This is a genomic window from Pseudomonas sp. URMO17WK12:I6 (genome assembly GCF_003253625.1).
Taxonomy (GTDB): domain Bacteria; phylum Pseudomonadota; class Gammaproteobacteria; order Pseudomonadales; family Pseudomonadaceae; genus Aquipseudomonas.
The window spans coordinates 184,940-201,622 of record NZ_QKYZ01000002.1 but is presented as its reverse complement, the minus strand read 5'-3'; the positions used below and the strand labels follow the sequence as shown (position 1 = coordinate 201,622).

14 protein-coding genes and 2 pseudogenes are annotated in these 16,683 nt (G+C 60.1%); 12 read left to right on the top strand and 4 right to left on the bottom strand.

Going from position 1 to position 16,683, the window contains the following annotated elements; genetic code table 11:
• Positions 1 to 65: 65 nt before the first annotated feature.
• On the bottom strand, positions 66 to 1,265 hold the full coding sequence (locus tag F475_RS04610) for an MFS transporter (RefSeq protein ID WP_086945554.1): 1,200 nt from the start codon (positions 1,263 to 1,265) through the stop codon (positions 66 to 68).
• A 378-nt stretch (positions 1,266 to 1,643) separates the two neighbouring features.
• On the opposite strand from F475_RS04610, the gene F475_RS04605 reads away from it, so the two are divergent.
• The 4 genes from F475_RS04605 to F475_RS04590 all read left to right on the top strand — a co-directional run bounded on the left by F475_RS04605 (position 1,644) and on the right by F475_RS04590 (position 6,810).
• Positions 1,644 to 2,843 (top strand): cytochrome c, encoded by a 1,200-nt coding sequence (locus tag F475_RS04605; protein ID WP_256597052.1) that lies wholly within the window; start codon positions 1,644 to 1,646, stop codon positions 2,841 to 2,843.
• Positions 2,840 to 3,313: a (2Fe-2S)-binding protein gene (locus tag F475_RS04600; RefSeq protein WP_111453256.1), complete on the top strand. Its 474-nt coding sequence runs from the start codon at positions 2,840 to 2,842 to the stop codon at positions 3,311 to 3,313. The genes F475_RS04605 and F475_RS04600 overlap by 4 nt, the downstream gene beginning before the upstream one ends.
• On the top strand, positions 3,310 to 5,547 hold the full coding sequence (locus tag F475_RS04595) for a molybdopterin cofactor-binding domain-containing protein (protein ID WP_111453255.1): 2,238 nt from the start codon (positions 3,310 to 3,312) through the stop codon (positions 5,545 to 5,547). The genes F475_RS04600 and F475_RS04595 overlap by 4 nt, the downstream gene beginning before the upstream one ends.
• Positions 5,548 to 5,697: 150 nt before the next feature.
• Positions 5,698 to 6,810: an alkene reductase gene (locus F475_RS04590; protein ID WP_111453254.1), complete on the top strand. Its 1,113-nt coding sequence runs from the start codon at positions 5,698 to 5,700 to the stop codon at positions 6,808 to 6,810.
• Between the two features lie 114 nt (positions 6,811 to 6,924).
• On the opposite strand, the gene F475_RS04585 is transcribed toward F475_RS04590, so the two are convergent.
• Complete coding sequence (locus tag F475_RS04585) at positions 6,925 to 9,954, bottom strand: FAD-binding and (Fe-S)-binding domain-containing protein (protein ID WP_111453253.1); 3,030 nt, start codon at positions 9,952 to 9,954, stop codon at positions 6,925 to 6,927.
• A 160-nt stretch (positions 9,955 to 10,114) separates the two neighbouring features.
• Between F475_RS04585 and F475_RS04580 the strand changes: the two genes are divergently transcribed.
• The 5 genes and pseudogenes from F475_RS04580 (at position 10,115) to F475_RS04555 (ending at position 13,731) form a co-directional block, all read left to right on the top strand.
• Positions 10,115 to 10,999: a LysR substrate-binding domain-containing protein gene (locus F475_RS04580; RefSeq protein WP_096480274.1), complete on the top strand. Its 885-nt coding sequence runs from the start codon at positions 10,115 to 10,117 to the stop codon at positions 10,997 to 10,999.
• A 108-nt stretch (positions 11,000 to 11,107) separates the two neighbouring features.
• Positions 11,108 to 11,581, top strand: coding sequence for a phytanoyl-CoA dioxygenase family protein (locus F475_RS04575; RefSeq protein WP_111453252.1), 474 nt, complete (start codon positions 11,108 to 11,110; stop codon positions 11,579 to 11,581).
• A gap of 137 nt (positions 11,582 to 11,718) precedes the next feature.
• Positions 11,719 to 11,938, top strand: a pseudogene (locus F475_RS30600) (hypothetical protein).
• Between the two features lie 24 nt (positions 11,939 to 11,962).
• The gene (locus tag F475_RS04565) at positions 11,963 to 12,652 is read left to right on the top strand and encodes a VIT family protein (protein ID WP_111453251.1); all 690 of its coding nucleotides are present in this window, start codon (positions 11,963 to 11,965) and stop codon (positions 12,650 to 12,652) included.
• A 392-nt stretch (positions 12,653 to 13,044) separates the two neighbouring features.
• A complete protein-coding gene (locus F475_RS04555; RefSeq protein WP_111453250.1) occupies positions 13,045 to 13,731 on the top strand; it encodes a phytanoyl-CoA dioxygenase family protein in 687 nt (228 codons plus the stop codon).
• Positions 13,732 to 13,843: 112 nt separating this feature from the next.
• On the opposite strand, the gene F475_RS04550 is transcribed toward F475_RS04555, so the two are convergent.
• Together F475_RS04550 and F475_RS04545 are read right to left on the bottom strand one after the other, a co-directional pair.
• Positions 13,844 to 14,335: an AraC family transcriptional regulator gene (locus F475_RS04550; RefSeq protein WP_111453249.1), complete on the bottom strand. Its 492-nt coding sequence runs from the start codon at positions 14,333 to 14,335 to the stop codon at positions 13,844 to 13,846.
• A 99-nt stretch (positions 14,336 to 14,434) separates the two neighbouring features.
• Positions 14,435 to 15,271, bottom strand: a complete 837-nt coding sequence (locus F475_RS04545) for an AraC family transcriptional regulator (protein ID WP_064617673.1) — start codon at positions 15,269 to 15,271, stop codon at positions 14,435 to 14,437.
• A gap of 195 nt (positions 15,272 to 15,466) precedes the next feature.
• Here F475_RS04545 and F475_RS30595 point away from each other — a divergent pair.
• The 3 genes and pseudogenes from F475_RS30595 to F475_RS30590 all read left to right on the top strand — a co-directional run.
• Positions 15,467 to 15,544, top strand: a pseudogene (locus tag F475_RS30595) (integrase); the annotation flags it as partial.
• Positions 15,545 to 15,652: 108 nt separating this feature from the next.
• On the top strand, positions 15,653 to 16,366 hold the full coding sequence (locus tag F475_RS04535; RefSeq protein ID WP_111453248.1) for a class I SAM-dependent methyltransferase: 714 nt from the start codon (positions 15,653 to 15,655) through the stop codon (positions 16,364 to 16,366).
• 2 nt (positions 16,367 to 16,368) lie between these two features.
• Complete coding sequence (locus F475_RS30590) at positions 16,369 to 16,581, top strand: integrase core domain-containing protein (protein ID WP_225602743.1); 213 nt, start codon at positions 16,369 to 16,371, stop codon at positions 16,579 to 16,581.
• The last annotated feature ends 102 nt before the right edge of the window (positions 16,582 to 16,683 follow it).

Genomic DNA, 16,683 nt, shown 5'->3' with positions numbered 1-16,683 from the left:
GTGCATCACCGTTCGCCAGCCGTCTTGTATGACCGTGCTTCACCGGACTCCCCCACACCCGGCGCTCAGGCATTGGCCTTGCGGCCGAGGAACATCACCAAAGCCAAGGTCGGGAGCAATGCCACCGATGCGGCAGACAGGTTCCAGCCGAAGTGCTCGTAGAGCGGGCTCGCCACCAGCGATCCCAAGGCACCGCCAACGAAGATACTGGTCATGTACACGGCGTTGAGGCGTGCCCGGCTGTGCGGGTCGATGGCGTACACCTCGCGCTGGCCCAGCACCATGTTCAGTTGCACGGCGAAATCCAGCAGCACCGCGCACACCACCAGCCACAGGTAGCTGCTGCCGGGCAGCGCAGCGATCAACAATGAGGCCGGTGCCAGTAGCAGTGCGACCCGTGTTCCGCGGTGGCCGTGGCCGGCATCGGCCAAGCGCCCGGCAATCGGCGCAGCGACTGCACCTACCGCTCCGACCAGGGCAAAAATCGCCACCTGCGCCTGGCTGAAACCGTGGTGACGCATCAGCTCAATCGGCGCAAGCGTCCAGAACAGGCTGAAGCTGGCGAACAACAATCCCTGATACAACGAACGTTGACGCAGCACCGGATGGCGACGAGCCAGGGTAAACACCGAGCCGATCAGCGCGGCATAAGTCGCCTGATGCGTTGGCACACGGCGCGGCAGCGCAGCCGCGGTGATCAGGGCGATGACGGCCATCAGCGCCGCCGCGCTGTAAAACACCCCGCGCCAGCCAAACACTTCCACCAGCAGGCTGGACAGCGGACGCGACAACAGAATGCCCAGCAGCAGCCCGCTCATGATATTGCCCACCACACGACCGCGCGTGGCTTCGGGTGCCAGATGCGCCGCCAGTGGCACCAGAATCTGCACTGCAACCGAAGTAAGGCCGATCAGCAAGGAAAATACGAGGAACATCGACGGCGAGTGCGTCAGCCCGGCACACAGCAGCGTAACGCTCGCCGCGAGGGTGAAACCCACGACCAGGCGCCGGTTTTCCATCAGGTCGGCCAGCGGTACCAGCAACAGCAGACCCAACGCATAACCAAACTGTGTGAGTGAAACGATCAGGCTGGCATTGGCGCTGGACAGGCCGATCTGCGGCGCGATCAATTCGACAATCGGTTGGGCGTAATAGAGGTTGGCCACGACCGCGCCGCAGCAAAACGCCAGGAACGCGACCATCAGGCCGGAGAGTGAAGCAGGCTGTTCGGCCTTGGCCGCCGCTGCGGGGTTACCCGTGAGCATGATGACACCTCGTTGAGTTCGGGAAAGTGATGCCAAGGCTAAGGGCATGGGCCGACACAGAGAATCCATCATCCGGGCAATGGAGTGATGCGCCATCCGCAACGACCCCGGCGTTGCCGTTGGCGCAAAGCGCTATTGCGCGACGTGGCAATACTCCGGCGCTTGCGCTTTCTCTAACCTTGGGCACTTGGCGCAGGGCTCTCCATCAGCGCCCTTCCCCCGGATGCTCAAGGAGCTGTTCATGATCCCGAATCCCTCATCGATGCGCATTGCGCGCCTCTCGCGTTGCAAACCCTCATGAAGGGCAATTTCCTGAGATCCAGCCCCCTCTGGATCAGCGCGGCCGTCCTCGCTTCGATAGGTGCAATCGGCGCAGCGATGCTGATGTGGCGCCCGGCGATAGCACCGATTGAGCGCCCGCGAACGTTCGATGCCGCGCAATTGCAGCGCGGTGCGCGGGTGGTCGAAGCAGGCGATTGTGCGGTGTGCCATACGCGTCCGGGCGGTCAATACATGACAGGCGGGCTGCCGCTGGTGACGCCGTTCGGCACGCTCTACAGCACCAACATCACACCCGATCCGCAGACCGGTATCGGCCAATGGTCACTGCCGGCGTTCGAGCGGGCGATGCGTGAAGGGATCGCCCGCGATGGCCACTTCCTGTACCCCGCCTTCCCGTACGTGCACTACCGGCGCATGAGCGAAGGCGACATTGCCGACGCGTATGCGTACTTGATGAGCGGCCCTGCCGTGAATTCACCGGCCATGCAAAACCACATGAATTTCCCGATGAACATCCGGCCGCTGGTGTCGTTCTGGAATCTGCTGTTTCTGCATGCAAAGCCGCTGACGCCGGTAGCGCAACAATCTGAAGCGTGGAATCGCGGACGTTATCTGGTTGAAGGCCCCGGCCACTGCGCAGGCTGCCATTCACCGTTGAACCTGATCGGTGCCGAGAAGTCCGGCGAGAGCCTCGCGGGCGGTAAGGTGGATGGCTGGGAGGCGCCTTCGCTGCTCGGCATGGCCCGTCGCGCAAACCCGTGGAACACTGAGCAGTTGGTCCACTATCTGCGGGCAGAAGTGGTGGACGGGCACGGCACAGCCGCGGGCCCGATGCGCCCGGTCAGCCTCAGTCTGGCTCGCTTGCCGGTCAGTGACGCCGAGGCGATTGCCGAGTATTTGCTGAGCCTGCAAACCAAGGCTGCGATCACCGAAATCCAACCCGGCGCCGGGAGCGTTGAGACCTTGGACCAGACCAGCGGCGCCCTGCTATTCGCCAGTGCCTGCGCCGGTTGTCATGCCCCAGCGGCGCCGATGCGCGAGATCGACGGGCGTCCGGGGCTGGATCGCACCTCGGCACTGCAAGCCCCAAGCGCACGCAATTTCCTGAAAACCGTGCTCGAAGGCGTGACGGCAACGCCGGGCGTGCCCGGACCGGTCATGCCGCCGTTTGCCGCCAGCCTGGACAACGTTCAACTCATCGCCCTGGCGTCATACCTGCGCCAGCAAGCCAGGCCTGACCAACCCTGGACAGAGCTTTCTTCCACTATTGAAGCGATCCGTCAGGAGACGAAATGACCCAAGTCACGCTCAACGTCAACGGCTCGGCCCATGCATTGGAGCTGGAACCTGACATGCCGCTGCTCTATGCGCTGCGTAATCATCTGGGGCTGAACGGCGCCAAATACGGGTGTGGTTTGGGGCAGTGCGGCGCCTGTACGGTCATCGTCGACGACAAGCCGGTCTTTTCTTGCGTGACGCCCTGCGCGGGCCTTGAGGGCAAGAAGGTTCGAACGGTTGAAAGCCTCGGTTCTGCCGAACGTCCCGGCCCTTTGCAGAAAGCCTTTATCGACAAACAGGCGGCTCAATGCGGCTACTGCATCGCCGGCATGCTGATGCGCGCGCAGTCATTGCTGGAGAGCAATCCGCACCCGGACGAGCAGACCATTCGCGAGCACATGGCAGGCAACCTGTGTCGTTGCGGCACCCACCTGCGGATTATCGAGGCAATCAGCCTGGTGGCCGGGCAAAACGGGAGCGCGACATGACGATGGAGAAAAAAGTCGACCACGGTCGCCGGGCGTTCTTGCGTGGGGGGGCCTTGCTGGTGGCGTTTACCCTGGTGCCAGCGGCGCGTCGTGCATGGGCCGATACCGAAGTGGATACCCTCGGCACGGTGGTGCTGGCACCTGATCTGCCCGGCAGCCTGCGCACCAATCCCTACCTCGATGCGTGGATCCGCGTGGGCCCTGAAGGCATCACCGTCTACACCGGCAAGGTCGAATTGGGCACTGGCGTCAAAACAGCCTTGCTGCAAATCGCCGCCGAACGTCTGGAGGTTTCGCCGACGGCGATCAACTTGCTGACTGCCGACACTGCCCTGACGCCCAACGAAGGCTACACCGCCGGCAGCCATAGCATTTTCGACAGCGGCACCGCGCTGTTCAACGCGGCGGCGCAAGTGCGTGAGTTATTGCTGCAGTCGGCCGGGCGCAGCTGGGAGGTGGCACCGCCACTGTTGACGACGCAGGAAGGCGTCATTCACGGCCCTGCCGGACAACGAATGTCCTACGCTGACGCCGTCAAAAACGTCGATCTGCACCTCTATGCCAAGTCCGAATCGCCGGCAATGCCCGCGACGGGCTTCAAGCTGATCGGTCATTCGCTGCAACGACTGGATATTCCGGCAAAAGTCAGCGGCGGCCCTGCATTTGTTCAGGACATTCGCTTGCCGGGCATGCTGCACGCTCGGGTCATTCGCCCTCCTCGTCCCGGCTGCACGCTGGAGGCCTTCGACGCGGAGTCGATCAAAACGTTGGCCGGGGTTGTGCAGGTGATTCGCGACGGCAATTACCTTGCCGTGGTGGCGCGTGATGAATGGCAAGCGATCAAGGCCATGCGCAGCGGATATGAATCGGCGCGCTGGAGCGGTGGACAAGCGATACCCGAGTCACGGGACATCCACACATTGCTCGAGCGCCTGCCTTCACGCCGCTACCCGATCAGCCATGAGGGCACCCCACAGGTGGCGACCGACAAGAGCTATCGAGCGCGCGTGACCAAGCAATACCTGATGCACGGATCCATCGGCCCATCCTGCGCCGTGGCCTGGTTCAAGGACGGCACCCTCACCGTCTGGACCCACACCCAAGGCGTGTATCCGCTGCGCGCCGGGATCGCCGAAATGGTGCGGCTACCGCCCGAGCGCGTTCGCTGTATCCACACCGAAGGGTCCGGTTGTTACGGCCACAACGGCGCAGACGATGCAGCGGCCGACGCGGCGTTGATTGCCATGCGAATACCGGGCACGCCGGTGCGGGTGCAGTGGATGCGCGAGCAGGAAAATCTCTGGGAACCCTACAGCTCGGCGATGGTGACTGAAGTGCAGGCCAATCTTGATGCTCAAGGTCGACTGCAGGACTGGAATTATGAACTGTGGACCACGCCGCATAACGAACGCATCGTCAACGCGGGCCGGCTGCTGCCGGCGCGACTGTTGGCCCGGCCGTTCATCTCCGCGCCTTCGGTGCCCATCGCTCAACCTGAAGGCGACGGCGATCGCAATGCCGTGCCGCTGTACACGCTGGCATCCACGCGCATCAACATGAACTTCGTCACTGAGATGCCGTTTCGCACCTCTGCCATGCGCTCGCTGGGCGCGCACATCAACATCTTCGCAATCGAGGCGTGCATCGATGAGCTTGCCGCCAGGGCCGGGAGCGATCCGGTGGCCTTGCGCCTTGCGCATCTGGCAGATCCCCGGGCGCGGGCCGTGGTGGAGCGCGTGCGCGACGCCATCGGCTGGTCGCAAAAAAGCAGCGAACCCGGCGCGGGCATCGGCTTCGCGTTTGCCCGCTATAAAAACATCATGGGTTATTGCGCGATCGCGGTGCGCTTGCGCGTACATCCGCAGACCGGCGAGGTGCAGGTCGATCACGTCGTCACGGCGGTAGACGTCGGGCAAATCGTCAATCCCGATGGCCTGCGCAACCAGGTGGAAGGCGGGATCGTGCAGTCCACCAGCTGGACGCTCTATGAAAAAGTCGCCTATGACGCCGGGGGCATACGCAGCTACGACTGGAGTGGCTACCCGATCCTGCGTTTTTCGCAGGTGCCGAAAAAGGTCGACGTGCACCTGCTCGACCAGCCGGGACAGCCGTTTCTCGGCGCCGCCGAAATCGTCCAGGGACCGATGGCCGCCGCCCTCGGCAATGCCGTGGCGAACGCTACCGGCCGACGCTGGCTGAACCTTCCTTTGACCCGCTCAGAGCAACCGTCCTGACCCTGCGCAGCGTTGCGTTTCACGCAATGCAGCGTAGAGGCTGATGCGGATTATCAAGCGGCATGCAGCGGATTAACTTACGGCCATACGGTGCCTGGCCAAACGTCCATCGCCGCCCTGCTCCCTCTTTTCGAAACCCGGAGAAATTCTATGACGCAGCAACTGTTCCAACCCATCGCATTGGGGCCATACACACTCCCGCACCGAGTGGCGATGGCGCCGCTGACCCGCTCACGCGCCGGGCAACCGGGCGATGTCCCGACGGCCATGAACGCCGAATATTACCGCCAGCGTGCGAGCGCCGCGTTGATCATCACCGAGGCGACGCAAATCTCCCGACAGGGCCAGGGCTATGCCTGGACCCCGGGAATCTACAGCGATGAGCAGGTACAGGCCTGGCGCGAAGTCAGCAGCCAGGTGCACGAGGCCGGCGGTTTGATCTTCATGCAACTCTGGCACGTGGGCCGCGTGTCGCACCCAAGCTTTCAGCCCGACAACGCCCTCCCGGTGGCCCCAAGCGCATTACCCGTGCCGGGCAAAACGTTCATCGTCGACGCGGATGGCAACGGTGTGTGGGGCGATGTGCCGGTTCCGCGGGCACTGGAAACCTCGGAGATCGCTGACATCATCAACGACTACCGCCGGGCCGCGCGCAATGCGCTGAACGCCGGGATGGATGGCGTGGAAATTCACGCAGGCAACGGCTATCTGTTGGATCAGTTCATCAACAGCAACAGTAACCAGCGCGAGGATAGCTATGGCGGCAGCCTGGAAAACCGTGCGCGCCTGTTATTGGAAGTGGTTGCTGCCGTCGTCGACGAAGTCGGTGCGCAGCGTGTGGGGGTACGCCTCACGCCGATGGGACGCTTCATGGGCATGGGCGATGAGACGCCGCAAGCTACGTTCGGCCACATCGTGCGTTCGTTGAACCAGTGGAATCTGGCCTACCTGCACCTCGTCGAGCCTGCCGTCGTTGGCACCGTCAAGGACGAGAACTTCGATCCGCGCTGGGATGCAATCATCGGCCAACTGCGTGCAGCGTGGGACGGCGTGCTGATGATCGCCGGTGGCTACGACCCCGAGACGGCGGAACAGGCCTTGATCGACGGCCGCGCGGACATCATCGCGTTCGGCAGACCGTTTCTGGCCAACCCTGATCTGCCACGACGAATTCGCGACGGGTTATCGCTCAATGCGCCGGATCCGAGCACCTTCTTCGGTGGCGATCAGCGTGGATACGTGGATTACCCGGCTCACTCCTGACAGGTGAATCCAGACCATCAATGCACCTTGGCGCGCCCGTGGGCGCCTCGTCCGACGGGCAGGAGCGCCGCGCCAAGGAACTGATGCTGCGTGCAATCAGCCGCAGCGTTTGCATCAGCGAACTGGCTGAACAATGCGCTCTAACACAACCTCCAGTGGATGGCGCAATTGCGTGTTGGCGAAGCGCTTCACCTGACTGCGGCAGGAGTATCCCGTCGCCAGCGCCTCACCCTTTTTGTCCAGCTTGCCGGCCCATGACTGCTCGAAAATGGTCCGCGAGGTGTCCTGGTTCCGGGCTTCATGACCGTAGGTTCCAGACATGCCGCAGCAGCCGGTCGCCTCAGTCGTCAACTTGAGCCCGAGCCGGGCAAAAACGGTTTCCCATTGCGAAGTGCTGGCCGGGACATTGGTTTTCTCGGTGCAGTGCGCCAACAAACGGAAGGTATCAGTCGCCGGATGCGGATTTTCCGGCAACGCATCGCAGAGCCATTCCTGGGGTAGCAGGACCTTTGGGCAATCGTTGAGCCCCGGTACTTTCTGATATTCCTGGCGGTAGACCAGGGTCATCGCCGGGTCCAGGCCCACCAGCGGCACTCCACAGTCGGCGAGCGTCTTGAGCTGATGGGCGTTGCGGATCGCCGCCTTGGCGAAGGCACCGAGGAAACCCTGCACATGCAAAGGCTTGCCGTTGGCGCTATAGGACGCCAGAAACACCCGATAACCCAGCTGATGCGCCAACTGGATGAAGCTCGCCAGCAACGGGGTTTCGAAGTACCGGGTGAAGGCGTCCTGCACCAGCACCACGCTGCGCTCGCGTTGCGCGACAGTGAGCTCGCGCAAGGCTGGCACACTGGCGACAGCGACCTTGCAGCGGGTCAGCGTGGCCTGCAGGTTATGGCGATTGATCAACGGACTGTCGAGCATACCGACCTGTCGCTCAAGCAGACGGCTCACCCATTTCGAGCTCATCACCGCGTTGTACACACCTGGCGCGTAGGCCATGTAAGGCAGGGTGAACTCCAGCGAGCCGATCAAATAGTCGCGCAGCGGGCGTTGATAACGACCGTGGTACAGCTCCAGAAATCGCGAACGGAATTCCGGCACGTTGACCTTGACCGGGCATTGTCCCGCACAGGATTTACAGGCCAGACACCCCGCCATCGCGTCGTAGACCTCATGGGAGAAATCCGCCTCGCCACGCGAGCGCGCCAGGTTATTGCGCAACCGCGTTGGAAACCCGCTCAGCCACGACAATTTGCCTCGGGCCGCTTGCAGTACATCGATATTGGCCGCGCCTTGCAGACGCAACCACTCGCGAATCAATGAGGCCCTGCCCTTTGGCGAATGCTGGCGTTCACGGGTGGCTTTCCACGACGGGCACATCGCATCGTTGGGATCGTAGTTGTAGCAGGCGCCATTACCGTTGCAGTGCACGGCGGAGCCGAAGCTTTGCCACACGCGCTCGTCGATTTGCCGGTCCAGGTCACCACGCAGCGTGACTTCGTTGACCTTGAGCAAGCCTTGGGCGGCGTCCGGCGGAGTGCATATTTTGCCGGGATTGAGCTGATTGTGCGGGTCGAACGCCCCCTTGAGCGATTGCAGCGCCGGGTACAGCTCGCCAAAAAACTCGGGGACATATTCCGAACGCAAACCTTTGCCGTGCTCCCCCCACAGCAGCCCCCCATAACGCCGGGTCAGCTCGGCCACGGCATCGGAAATCGGCTTGACCAGAGCGGCCTGGGCCGGATCTTTCATATCCAGCGCCGGACGTACATGCAACACACCGGCATCGACGTGACCGAACATGCCATAGGCCAGGCCATGGCTATCCAGCAAGGCGCGGAACTCAGCGATGTAGTCAGCCAGTTTCTCCGGTGGCACGGCGGTGTCTTCGACGAAAGGCTGCGGGCGAACCTCGCCGTCAACGTTACCCAGCAGCCCGACCGAGCGTTTGCGCATGGTGTATACGCGGGTCACGGCTTCGGCCCCTTCGGCCAGGGTGTGGCCCAGTCGCTCAATCGTCGTGTCGGCCTGCAGATGCTCCACGAACGACGCCACGCGAGCATTTACGTCCGCCAGGTCTTCCCCGCTGAACTCCACCAGGTTGATGCCCAGCGTCGCGCGCCCGGCGTCCGTCGGGAAGTACTCGGCGACGCTGTGCCAGACAATGTCTTTCATCGCCAGCATCAACACTTTGGAGTCCACGGTTTCGATGGACAACGGCTTGTGCGCCAATAACGCATTAGCGTCGCGCAACGCATCCATGAAGCTGCTGTAGCGCACGTTCACCAACACCGAATACTTGGGAATCGGCAGCACGTTGAGCTTGGCCTCGACGATGTAGCCCAACGAACCTTCCGCACCGCACAGCACACTGTTGAGGTTGAAACGCCCGTGCTCGTCGCGCAGGTGCGCCAGGTCGTAACCGGTCAGGCAGCGGTTGAGTTTCGGGAATACCGACTCGATCAGGTCGGCCTGGGTTTCCTGAATGTGCCGCGCCGTCCGGTACACCTCGCCGATGCGGCCGGATTGCGTGCATGCCACTTCCAGCTCCGCGTCGGACAGAGGCCGGCTGTGCAGGCGCTCGCCACCGAGCAGCACACTGTGCAGTTCCAGCACGTGATCGCGGGTCTTGCCATAGGTGCAACTCCCCTGGCCGCTGGCGTCGGTGTTGATCATGCCGCCGACGGTGGCGCGGTTGGACGTCGACAGCTCCGGGGCGAAGAACAGCCCATGGGGTTTGAGCGCGGCATTCAGCTGGTCCTTGACCACGCCCGCCTGCACCCGCACCCAACGCTCGGCGACGTTGATTTCCAGGATGGTGTTCATGTGCCGCGACAAGTCGACCACGATGCCATCGGTCAATGACTGGCCGTTGGTGCCGGTGCCGCCGCCTCGCGGGGTCAGCTTGATCTGGCGAAAGCGTGGTTCGGCCATCAAGGTCGCGATGCGTGCGATGTCGTCCGCGTCCATGGGGAACACCGCCGCTTGCGGCAGGCGCTGGTAAATCGAGTTGTCGGTCGCCAGCACGGTGCGGGTGGCGTAGTCGGCGCTGAGCTGGCCACGAAAACCGCTGGCGCGCAGGGCCTGAAGAAATTCCGGGTAGTCTGCCGCGAGTGCAACGGTGGGCAACTGAGCGATCATCGCAGGCTGTTCTCTTGTCGGTCTAATCATGGGAAAAAATCAAAACACTTGTCGCCTGAGCATTAATGGGTCAGCCTCAGGTCGTCGGCTACGCCAATGATCCTGTAGGCTCTGGCGCCGGACAAACGGATAATCCTGCCGCTATCGATGACTTTTACGAATGAATTACCGTCACCTTACGCCCTCGATGTCGTTGCTGCTGGCCTTTGAGGCCGCCGCCCGCCATGAAAGCTACACCCGCGCCGCGATGGAACTGTCACTGACCCAAAGCGCCGTGAGCCGGCAAGTCCAGGCGCTGGAACAGCAACTGGGCCTGACGCTGTTTCGCCGTGAAGGCCGGCAAGTGCAGTTGACCGATGTCGGTCGTCTCTACCAGCGAGAAATGAGCGAAGCCCTCGGACGCATCCGCAGCGCCACGTTGCAAGCCATGGCTTATCAATCCGGCAGCGGCACCCTGCGCCTGGCCACCTTGCCGACCTTCGGCTCGAAGTGGTTATTGCCGCGCCTACACGACTTCTACAAAACCCATCCCGGCATGCTGGTGCACATCAATTCCCGGATCGATGCCATCGACTTCGAAACCAGCGGTATCGATGCCGCGATCGTCGTCGGCAATGCCGATTTGCCGGGCCTGATCAGCCATCGCCTGCACACCGAAGAACTGATGGTGATCATTTCTCCAGAAGTGGCCGAGCTCCACGACGCCTGGACGCCGGAGCGCATTGGCGCACAGACACTGCTCAACGTCGCAAACAACGCCAACGTCTGGGGCGAGTGGTTCAGCCATCACGGCCTGCCCCATCGAATGATGCGGCTGGGGCCGAGTTTCGAACTCACCTCGCACTTGATCCAGGCCGTCAGGGCTGGCATCGGCATCGGTTTGGTGCCACGTATTCTAGTGGCCGACGAGTTGGCCAACGCAGAGCTGATCAGCCTCGACCAGCCGTTCGCCAGCCAGCGCAGTTACTACCTGACCTACCCGCCGCGCAACGAGATGTTGCCATCGCTTATCGCGTTCCGTACCTGGTTGCTGGAACAGATCTGAACGAGCGCGAAGAACAGGCTGACCATTTTGTTCTTCTATGATGTCCATCAGTTGCGCGCGCAACTGCAGGATTTTTGATGCGTTGGTGGCAAGGAAATTGAGGAATCCATGACTGACCGCGAACAACTCCATCGAGATGGCTTTGCGCTGCTCCGTCGAGCGATCCCGGCCGAGTGGCTGGGTGACATTGTGAACGCCCTGGCATATTTCGACGATTATGGCCCCGAGAACGGCGCAACACGTCTCGTTCCCGGCAGCCATCGCCCTGACCAGGAAGCGCCGCCATTCGACTTCAATGACGAGTCCCGGTCCGTGCAGCTTTCAGGCTCCGTGGGTGACATCCTGGTGTTTGATGTGGATTTAGTGCATGCGGGCAGTCTGAACTCGATCGGCGCACGCCGACGCTCCATCCTGATCAGTTATTTTGCAGAGACGTTATACGCGTCACACCCGGAAACGGTGAGCCTGCGCAGTATCCGGATGGACACGACCGATCGGTTCGACCCTTCGGATTTTACCTGCTCAAGCGGCTCACAAATTTTCTCACCGTTTAAAGCCAGTAAAATCAGCACCTCAAAATAAATTGCGGAAGAACTCATAGCTGCCGCGATGCCTCCAGTTGGCCAAGGCAAAGCAGGCGGACGTCGGTCTAGAGAGATGACTTCTGCTGGCGCAAGTTCAGCTAGTCTAATCACATCACGTACCCAGGAACCGTACCAATGCCGGATCGCTCTGAAGTGAACATAGCCATAACAGACGCTCTCACACTGCTGCTGCACAATCAGCACGCCATATGTGCAGCCATTGGTGACAAATTGGTTCTCTGAAAATGGAACCGAGAATGTCGCCGCTAACGCAATGGCGGCCATGGAAACGCCCGATATCAATGCTCAAAGCCTGACAGACGCCAGTCTGCCTATGCGTTGGGCACCTGACTAAACATTCCGTTGCGGGGTCATCCCCATGAGACACAGCGAAAGGCACAAAACACACCGGACAGGCTGGCTTCGCGCTGCTGTTCTTGGCGCGAATGACGGTATCGTTTCAACGGCTAGCCTCGTCCTGGGAGTTGCGGCGGCCGGTGCGAGTTCAAAGAGCATTCTGGTCGCAGGTGTTGCCGGCCTTGTCGCCGGAGCAATGTCGATGGCGGCTGGTGAATATGTATCGGTCAGTTCCCAAGCCGACACCGAACGCGCAGACTTGCTTCGGGAAAGTAAAGAGTTGGCCGCCAACCCCAAGCAGGAGTACGAAGAGCTGGTTGCCATTTACGTCGAGCGGGGATTGGATACAGCGCTGGCTTCAAACGTTGCCACACAGTTGATGCAACACGATGCTCTGGGCGCTCATGGACGCGACGAATTGGGGATATCCGATACATTGGCCGCGCGTCCTGTGCAAGCTGCCTTTGCCTCCGCAGCGACTTTCTCTGTGGGCGCTGCATTACCATTACTGGTGGTTCTGATGGTTCCGACTGCTGCACTTATGTGGGGGGTTGCTGGCAGCTCGCTTCTGTTTCTCGGGCTCTTAGGAGTTCTGGCTGCCCATACCGGCGGCGCCCCCATGATTGCTTCAACTGCTCGTGTCACCTTTTGGGGGGCCCTGGCAATGGCGTTGACCGCTGCGGTGGGTACCCTGTTTGGGGTAGCAGCATAAATGTTTGATAATGAGCAGAACAACATAATGGCCGTCTCGTGGACCATGATGATGGATTGTCTCATTGAGGCGCAAATACCTTTACCCCTCGCGGCGTTTCAATCGATGAGTTCCTGAGCAGTGGCTGCCAGCTGACTGCCAACCCGGTCTTTTAACGTGTCAATAAAGCGAGCGATTTTTGCGTCGACAAACTGTCGTGAGGTGTAGACGGCATAAACCGTTCATAGAACCGCCGCCCCGCATCGGTGACCGCGTTCCGTACCTGGTTGCTGGACCAGATCTAAACGAGCGCGAAGAACAGGCAGACCATTTTGTTCTTCTATGATGTGCATCAGTTGCGCGCGCAACTGCAGGATTTTTGATGCGTTGGTGGCAAGGAAATTGAGGAATCGATGACTGACCGCGAACAACTCCATCGAGATGGCTTTGCGCTACTCCGTCGAGCGATCCCGGCCGAATGGCTGGGTGACCTTCGTGCCGTGTTCGATGCGGGCGTGAAGCCGGCGGACCAATGGCCAGTGCCGCGCGGCATGGATTGGCGCCATTCGCTGCTGGATTCTGATATGAAGATTCAGGCGGTGTGTCGTCTGCCGGAGCTGCTGACGGTGGTGGGTGAGCTGATCGGAGAACGGTTTTTCCTCTCGCAGGTGGAGGGTCGCGAGCCCCTTGCAGATGGCGGTCATCAGCGGCTGCACCGCGACTTGTCGGCCCAACGGCCAGGCGACATTGTGAACGCTATTGCTTACTTCGACGATTATGGCCCCGAGAACGGCGCAACACGTATCGTCCCCGGCAGCCATCGCCCTGACCAGGAAGCGCCGCCATTCGACTTCAATGACGAGTCCCGGTCCGTGCAGCTTTCAGGCTCCGCGGGTGACATCCTGGTGTTTGATGCCGATTTAGTGCATGCGGGCAGTCTGAACTCGATCGGCGCACGCCGGCGCTCCATCCTGATCAGTTATTTTGCAGAGACGTTATACGCGTCACACCTGGAAACGGTGAGCCTGCGCAGTATCCGGATGGACACGACCGATCGGTTCGACCCTTCGGATTTTGCCTGCTCAAGCCATCAAGAATAGCGGACCGAATACCAACAAGGAGTGCCTGCCATCAATGGCAGCACCACACCCGTCCGACTGACAATCGGACGGGTGCGGTGGCCTTGATGGATTCTCCAGGGGGGGATCCACCCTACAGCTGGGACTTTTTTTGTGTCCGCCACTTTCCTGGGGTCATATTGAATTTACTGGAGAACATTCGGGTGAAATGGGATTGATCAGCAAACCCGCACTCCAAGCCCACTTGAGAAATAGAAAAATCAGTTTGCTCAAGGAATTCTTTCGCTCGGGTTAATCTTGCAAGCTGAAGCCAATCACGTGGGGAGTGGCCCGTAGCATTCTTGAAAGCTCGGGAGAAATGACTTCGTGACAAGGAACACTCCTTGGCTACGGCCGAAACCTGAATGCCGCAATCAAGGTTTTCCATCATGACTTCTTTTGCTTTTCGCTCCTGCCAATAACTCAGTCTGCCCGGCCCGTTATTGGTCGCTATGAGTCGCAGATTGGCGCATGCCATCGTCATGATCGGCTCAGCGCCAAGCCCGGCGGCACCGATTGCGATGGATACCCGTTTGTCGCCTCCCTGGCTGGACTTGAAGACTTCTACAACGTCCACGTCGTTCATTGTGACCTCTCAATGTTGGAGACGAGGTCTATTGTGTCCAGCATCATTTTAGCGAAAGCGCTTGATCGGGCCGTCCATGCGCCCGTTTGGGCCAGATCGTTAGCGGGGTTTGCGTAGCCCGCTTGGGGTTAGGCCCAGGTGGCGCTTGAACAGTCGAGCAAGGTATGAGGGGGAGTCCAGGCCTACCGCGAGGCTGACTTCGAGGATCGATAGTGAAGTGCATGAAACAAGCCGGGCGGCCGTTTCCACTCGGGTGCGGTTGGTGAAATCCAGCAGGGTTTCGCCCGTAATGTCTTTGAAGATACGAGTAAGGTGACGCCGTGACAGGTGGAACTCATGCCCAATCGACTCAATATCCAAATCTGTTTCCAGATTCTCCTGAATGTAGCGCTGTATGTCGCGAACCAGCGTCGCCTGCTGCTGATGTTCACTCGGCTGCGGCTGAGTCTGCTGACAAGCGATAACCCGCGCGCACTCCTCGAAGAGCAGATGATTGAGATGGGGTAATTGGCGCTGAAAGGCCTCCGCGGATGCACTGCCTTGCAGTTGGTCGTACAGGCGCAAGATACTTTCCAGCGTCTCTGTTCCTTGCCAGATCCCCGATCGATTTACCTGTTTGGCGAAACCGCTGTAACCGTTCATCTGTCCTTGATGTTTGATGTAAGAGGGATCGACATACAAGGTCATATGTTTCTCCCGCCCCGGAGCCGCTTGGGTTGCGTGTGCAAAGTCTGCCGGCACAAAGGAAAACAACTGGGGCGAAACGTGAGAAGTCTGGCTGCTTTCGGTCGACAGGAATAGCCCACCCTGGCGTGGTAACAGCAGCATATGACAGTCATGGGCGTGCCAATCCACGGCGTAGCCACTGGTGTCGCTAGTCTCCAAGTGAAACACTTCGGGCGACTGACCACTGAGCTTGGACGACATGTAGGCCATAAAATAGACCCCTTAATACAAGTGCACCGCTGCAATAGCCTCGTCGGGGCGGTTCTGAGCGGCGGATGGGGACCATCGGTAACAATAGATGCGTCATCATACATACCTTCCCAACGCCGCACGACCAGACCAAAGCGTCCCTCCCCCCCTTGACTTGCGCCCGACCCACGCGCACTGCCGATCGCTGTGGATGACCCGGATCATCTCTCCATCAGGCAATACGCTCGAATAGTCCAAACATGGGTAACAGCCATTGGACTTGATCCGACGATGCAATTTTTTGAGGTATGCATTCCCTTCAGGAATGCTCCACATAAAATTAATGAATTTTTATTATTGCTGTGTCTGGCGTAGCTTGATTTCAGGACATGGAGAACCGCCTTGAAATCATCCCCTCTCAACTCAGAAAAATTTGATACCTCACGAGCCAATGAGTACGGACGACAGAGCCGTATTGCGCTAGCAGGATATGACGCCTGCCAAGACTTGGCGGCGTGCATGCTGGCGGCAAGCCTGGGCACTGCACGTTCGGCAAAAATACTTGTAGTTGGCGCTGGCGGTACGGCGCAGGAAATTGTTGCTATGGCCAAGCTTGAGCCGGGTTGGCGCTTCACGGCCGTTGATCCGTCCGAGCCGATGTTGGAGGCTGCAAAGCAGCAATTAGAGGCAAACAACTTGCTTGAAAGAACGGCCATGCATCTTGGGCATGTTGAAGACCTGGCAGCAGACGAGTCATACGACGCAGCGACCTTGATCGGGGTACTCCATCATCTCGATGGAGATGAAACCAAGCGACAAATTTTACGATCCATTCGGGCTCATCTAAAACCGGGGGCGCCGTTGATTGTCGCGGGGAATCAATACGCTTATGCCAGCCAGCCGCTACTGCTTGCGGCTTGGGGGCAGCGGTGGCGGCAGCATGGAGCCAGCCCGGATGAAGTGAAGGTCAAGCTTGGGAAAATCCTTCAAGGCGCTGATCCTCCACATTCCGAGGCGGCGGTTCAAAATCTCTTGCATGACGCCGGATTTGGAGACGCTACCCGTTTCTTCAGCAGCCTTTTCTGGGGGGCGTGGTTGACGTGCAAAGTGGTCTGAACATGATTGAAAGTATTAGATATACGTCGACCGTAACAGACCAATGGCGGGAAATCTATAATCACCAACGTCCACACCAAGCTCTGGATTTTAACGTTCCTGCCTCCCGGTACCGGCAAAGCGAGCTGTGCTATCAGGAGGTACCGGCGGAACTGGAGTACGGCGATGATGACGAAGTGCGAACAGTGCAAGCCAACGGGGAGCTCAACTGGTGAGGGTAGGAGCTCAAGCTGGGCCCGGGCGTTTACCGGTGAGCGTGTGGGCTTGCGCAGGACCTTGGAGGACGGCAAGCACGATGTCTACTGGGTAGGCATCGC

What these genes read in the sequence shown, in the direction of transcription:
- F475_RS04550 (WP_111453249.1), bottom strand. Translation starts at nt 14,335, where the DNA reads ATGAACGACGTGGACGTTGTAGAAGTCTTCAAGTCCAGCCAGGGAGGC.
- F475_RS04555 (WP_111453250.1), top strand. Translation starts at nt 13,045, where the DNA reads ATGACTGACCGCGAACAACTCCATCGAGATGGCTTTGCGCTACTCCGT.
- F475_RS30590 (WP_225602743.1), top strand. Translation starts at nt 16,369, where the DNA reads ATGATTGAAAGTATTAGATATACGTCGACCGTAACAGACCAATGGCGG.
- F475_RS04575 (WP_111453252.1), top strand. Translation starts at nt 11,108, where the DNA reads ATGACTGACCGCGAACAACTCCATCGAGATGGCTTTGCGCTGCTCCGT.
- F475_RS04565 (WP_111453251.1), top strand. Translation starts at nt 11,963, where the DNA reads ATGAGACACAGCGAAAGGCACAAAACACACCGGACAGGCTGGCTTCGC.
- F475_RS04545 (WP_064617673.1), bottom strand. Translation starts at nt 15,271, where the DNA reads ATGGCCTACATGTCGTCCAAGCTCAGTGGTCAGTCGCCCGAAGTGTTT.
- F475_RS04580 (WP_096480274.1), top strand. Translation starts at nt 10,115, where the DNA reads ATGAATTACCGTCACCTTACGCCCTCGATGTCGTTGCTGCTGGCCTTT.
- F475_RS04595 (WP_111453255.1), top strand. Translation starts at nt 3,310, where the DNA reads ATGACGATGGAGAAAAAAGTCGACCACGGTCGCCGGGCGTTCTTGCGT.
- F475_RS04605 (WP_256597052.1), top strand. Translation starts at nt 1,644, where the DNA reads ATGCTGATGTGGCGCCCGGCGATAGCACCGATTGAGCGCCCGCGAACG.
- F475_RS04590 (WP_111453254.1), top strand. Translation starts at nt 5,698, where the DNA reads ATGACGCAGCAACTGTTCCAACCCATCGCATTGGGGCCATACACACTC.
- F475_RS04585 (WP_111453253.1), bottom strand. Translation starts at nt 9,954, where the DNA reads ATGATCGCTCAGTTGCCCACCGTTGCACTCGCGGCAGACTACCCGGAA.
- F475_RS04610 (WP_086945554.1), bottom strand. Translation starts at nt 1,265, where the DNA reads ATGCTCACGGGTAACCCCGCAGCGGCGGCCAAGGCCGAACAGCCTGCT.
- F475_RS04600 (WP_111453256.1), top strand. Translation starts at nt 2,840, where the DNA reads ATGACCCAAGTCACGCTCAACGTCAACGGCTCGGCCCATGCATTGGAG.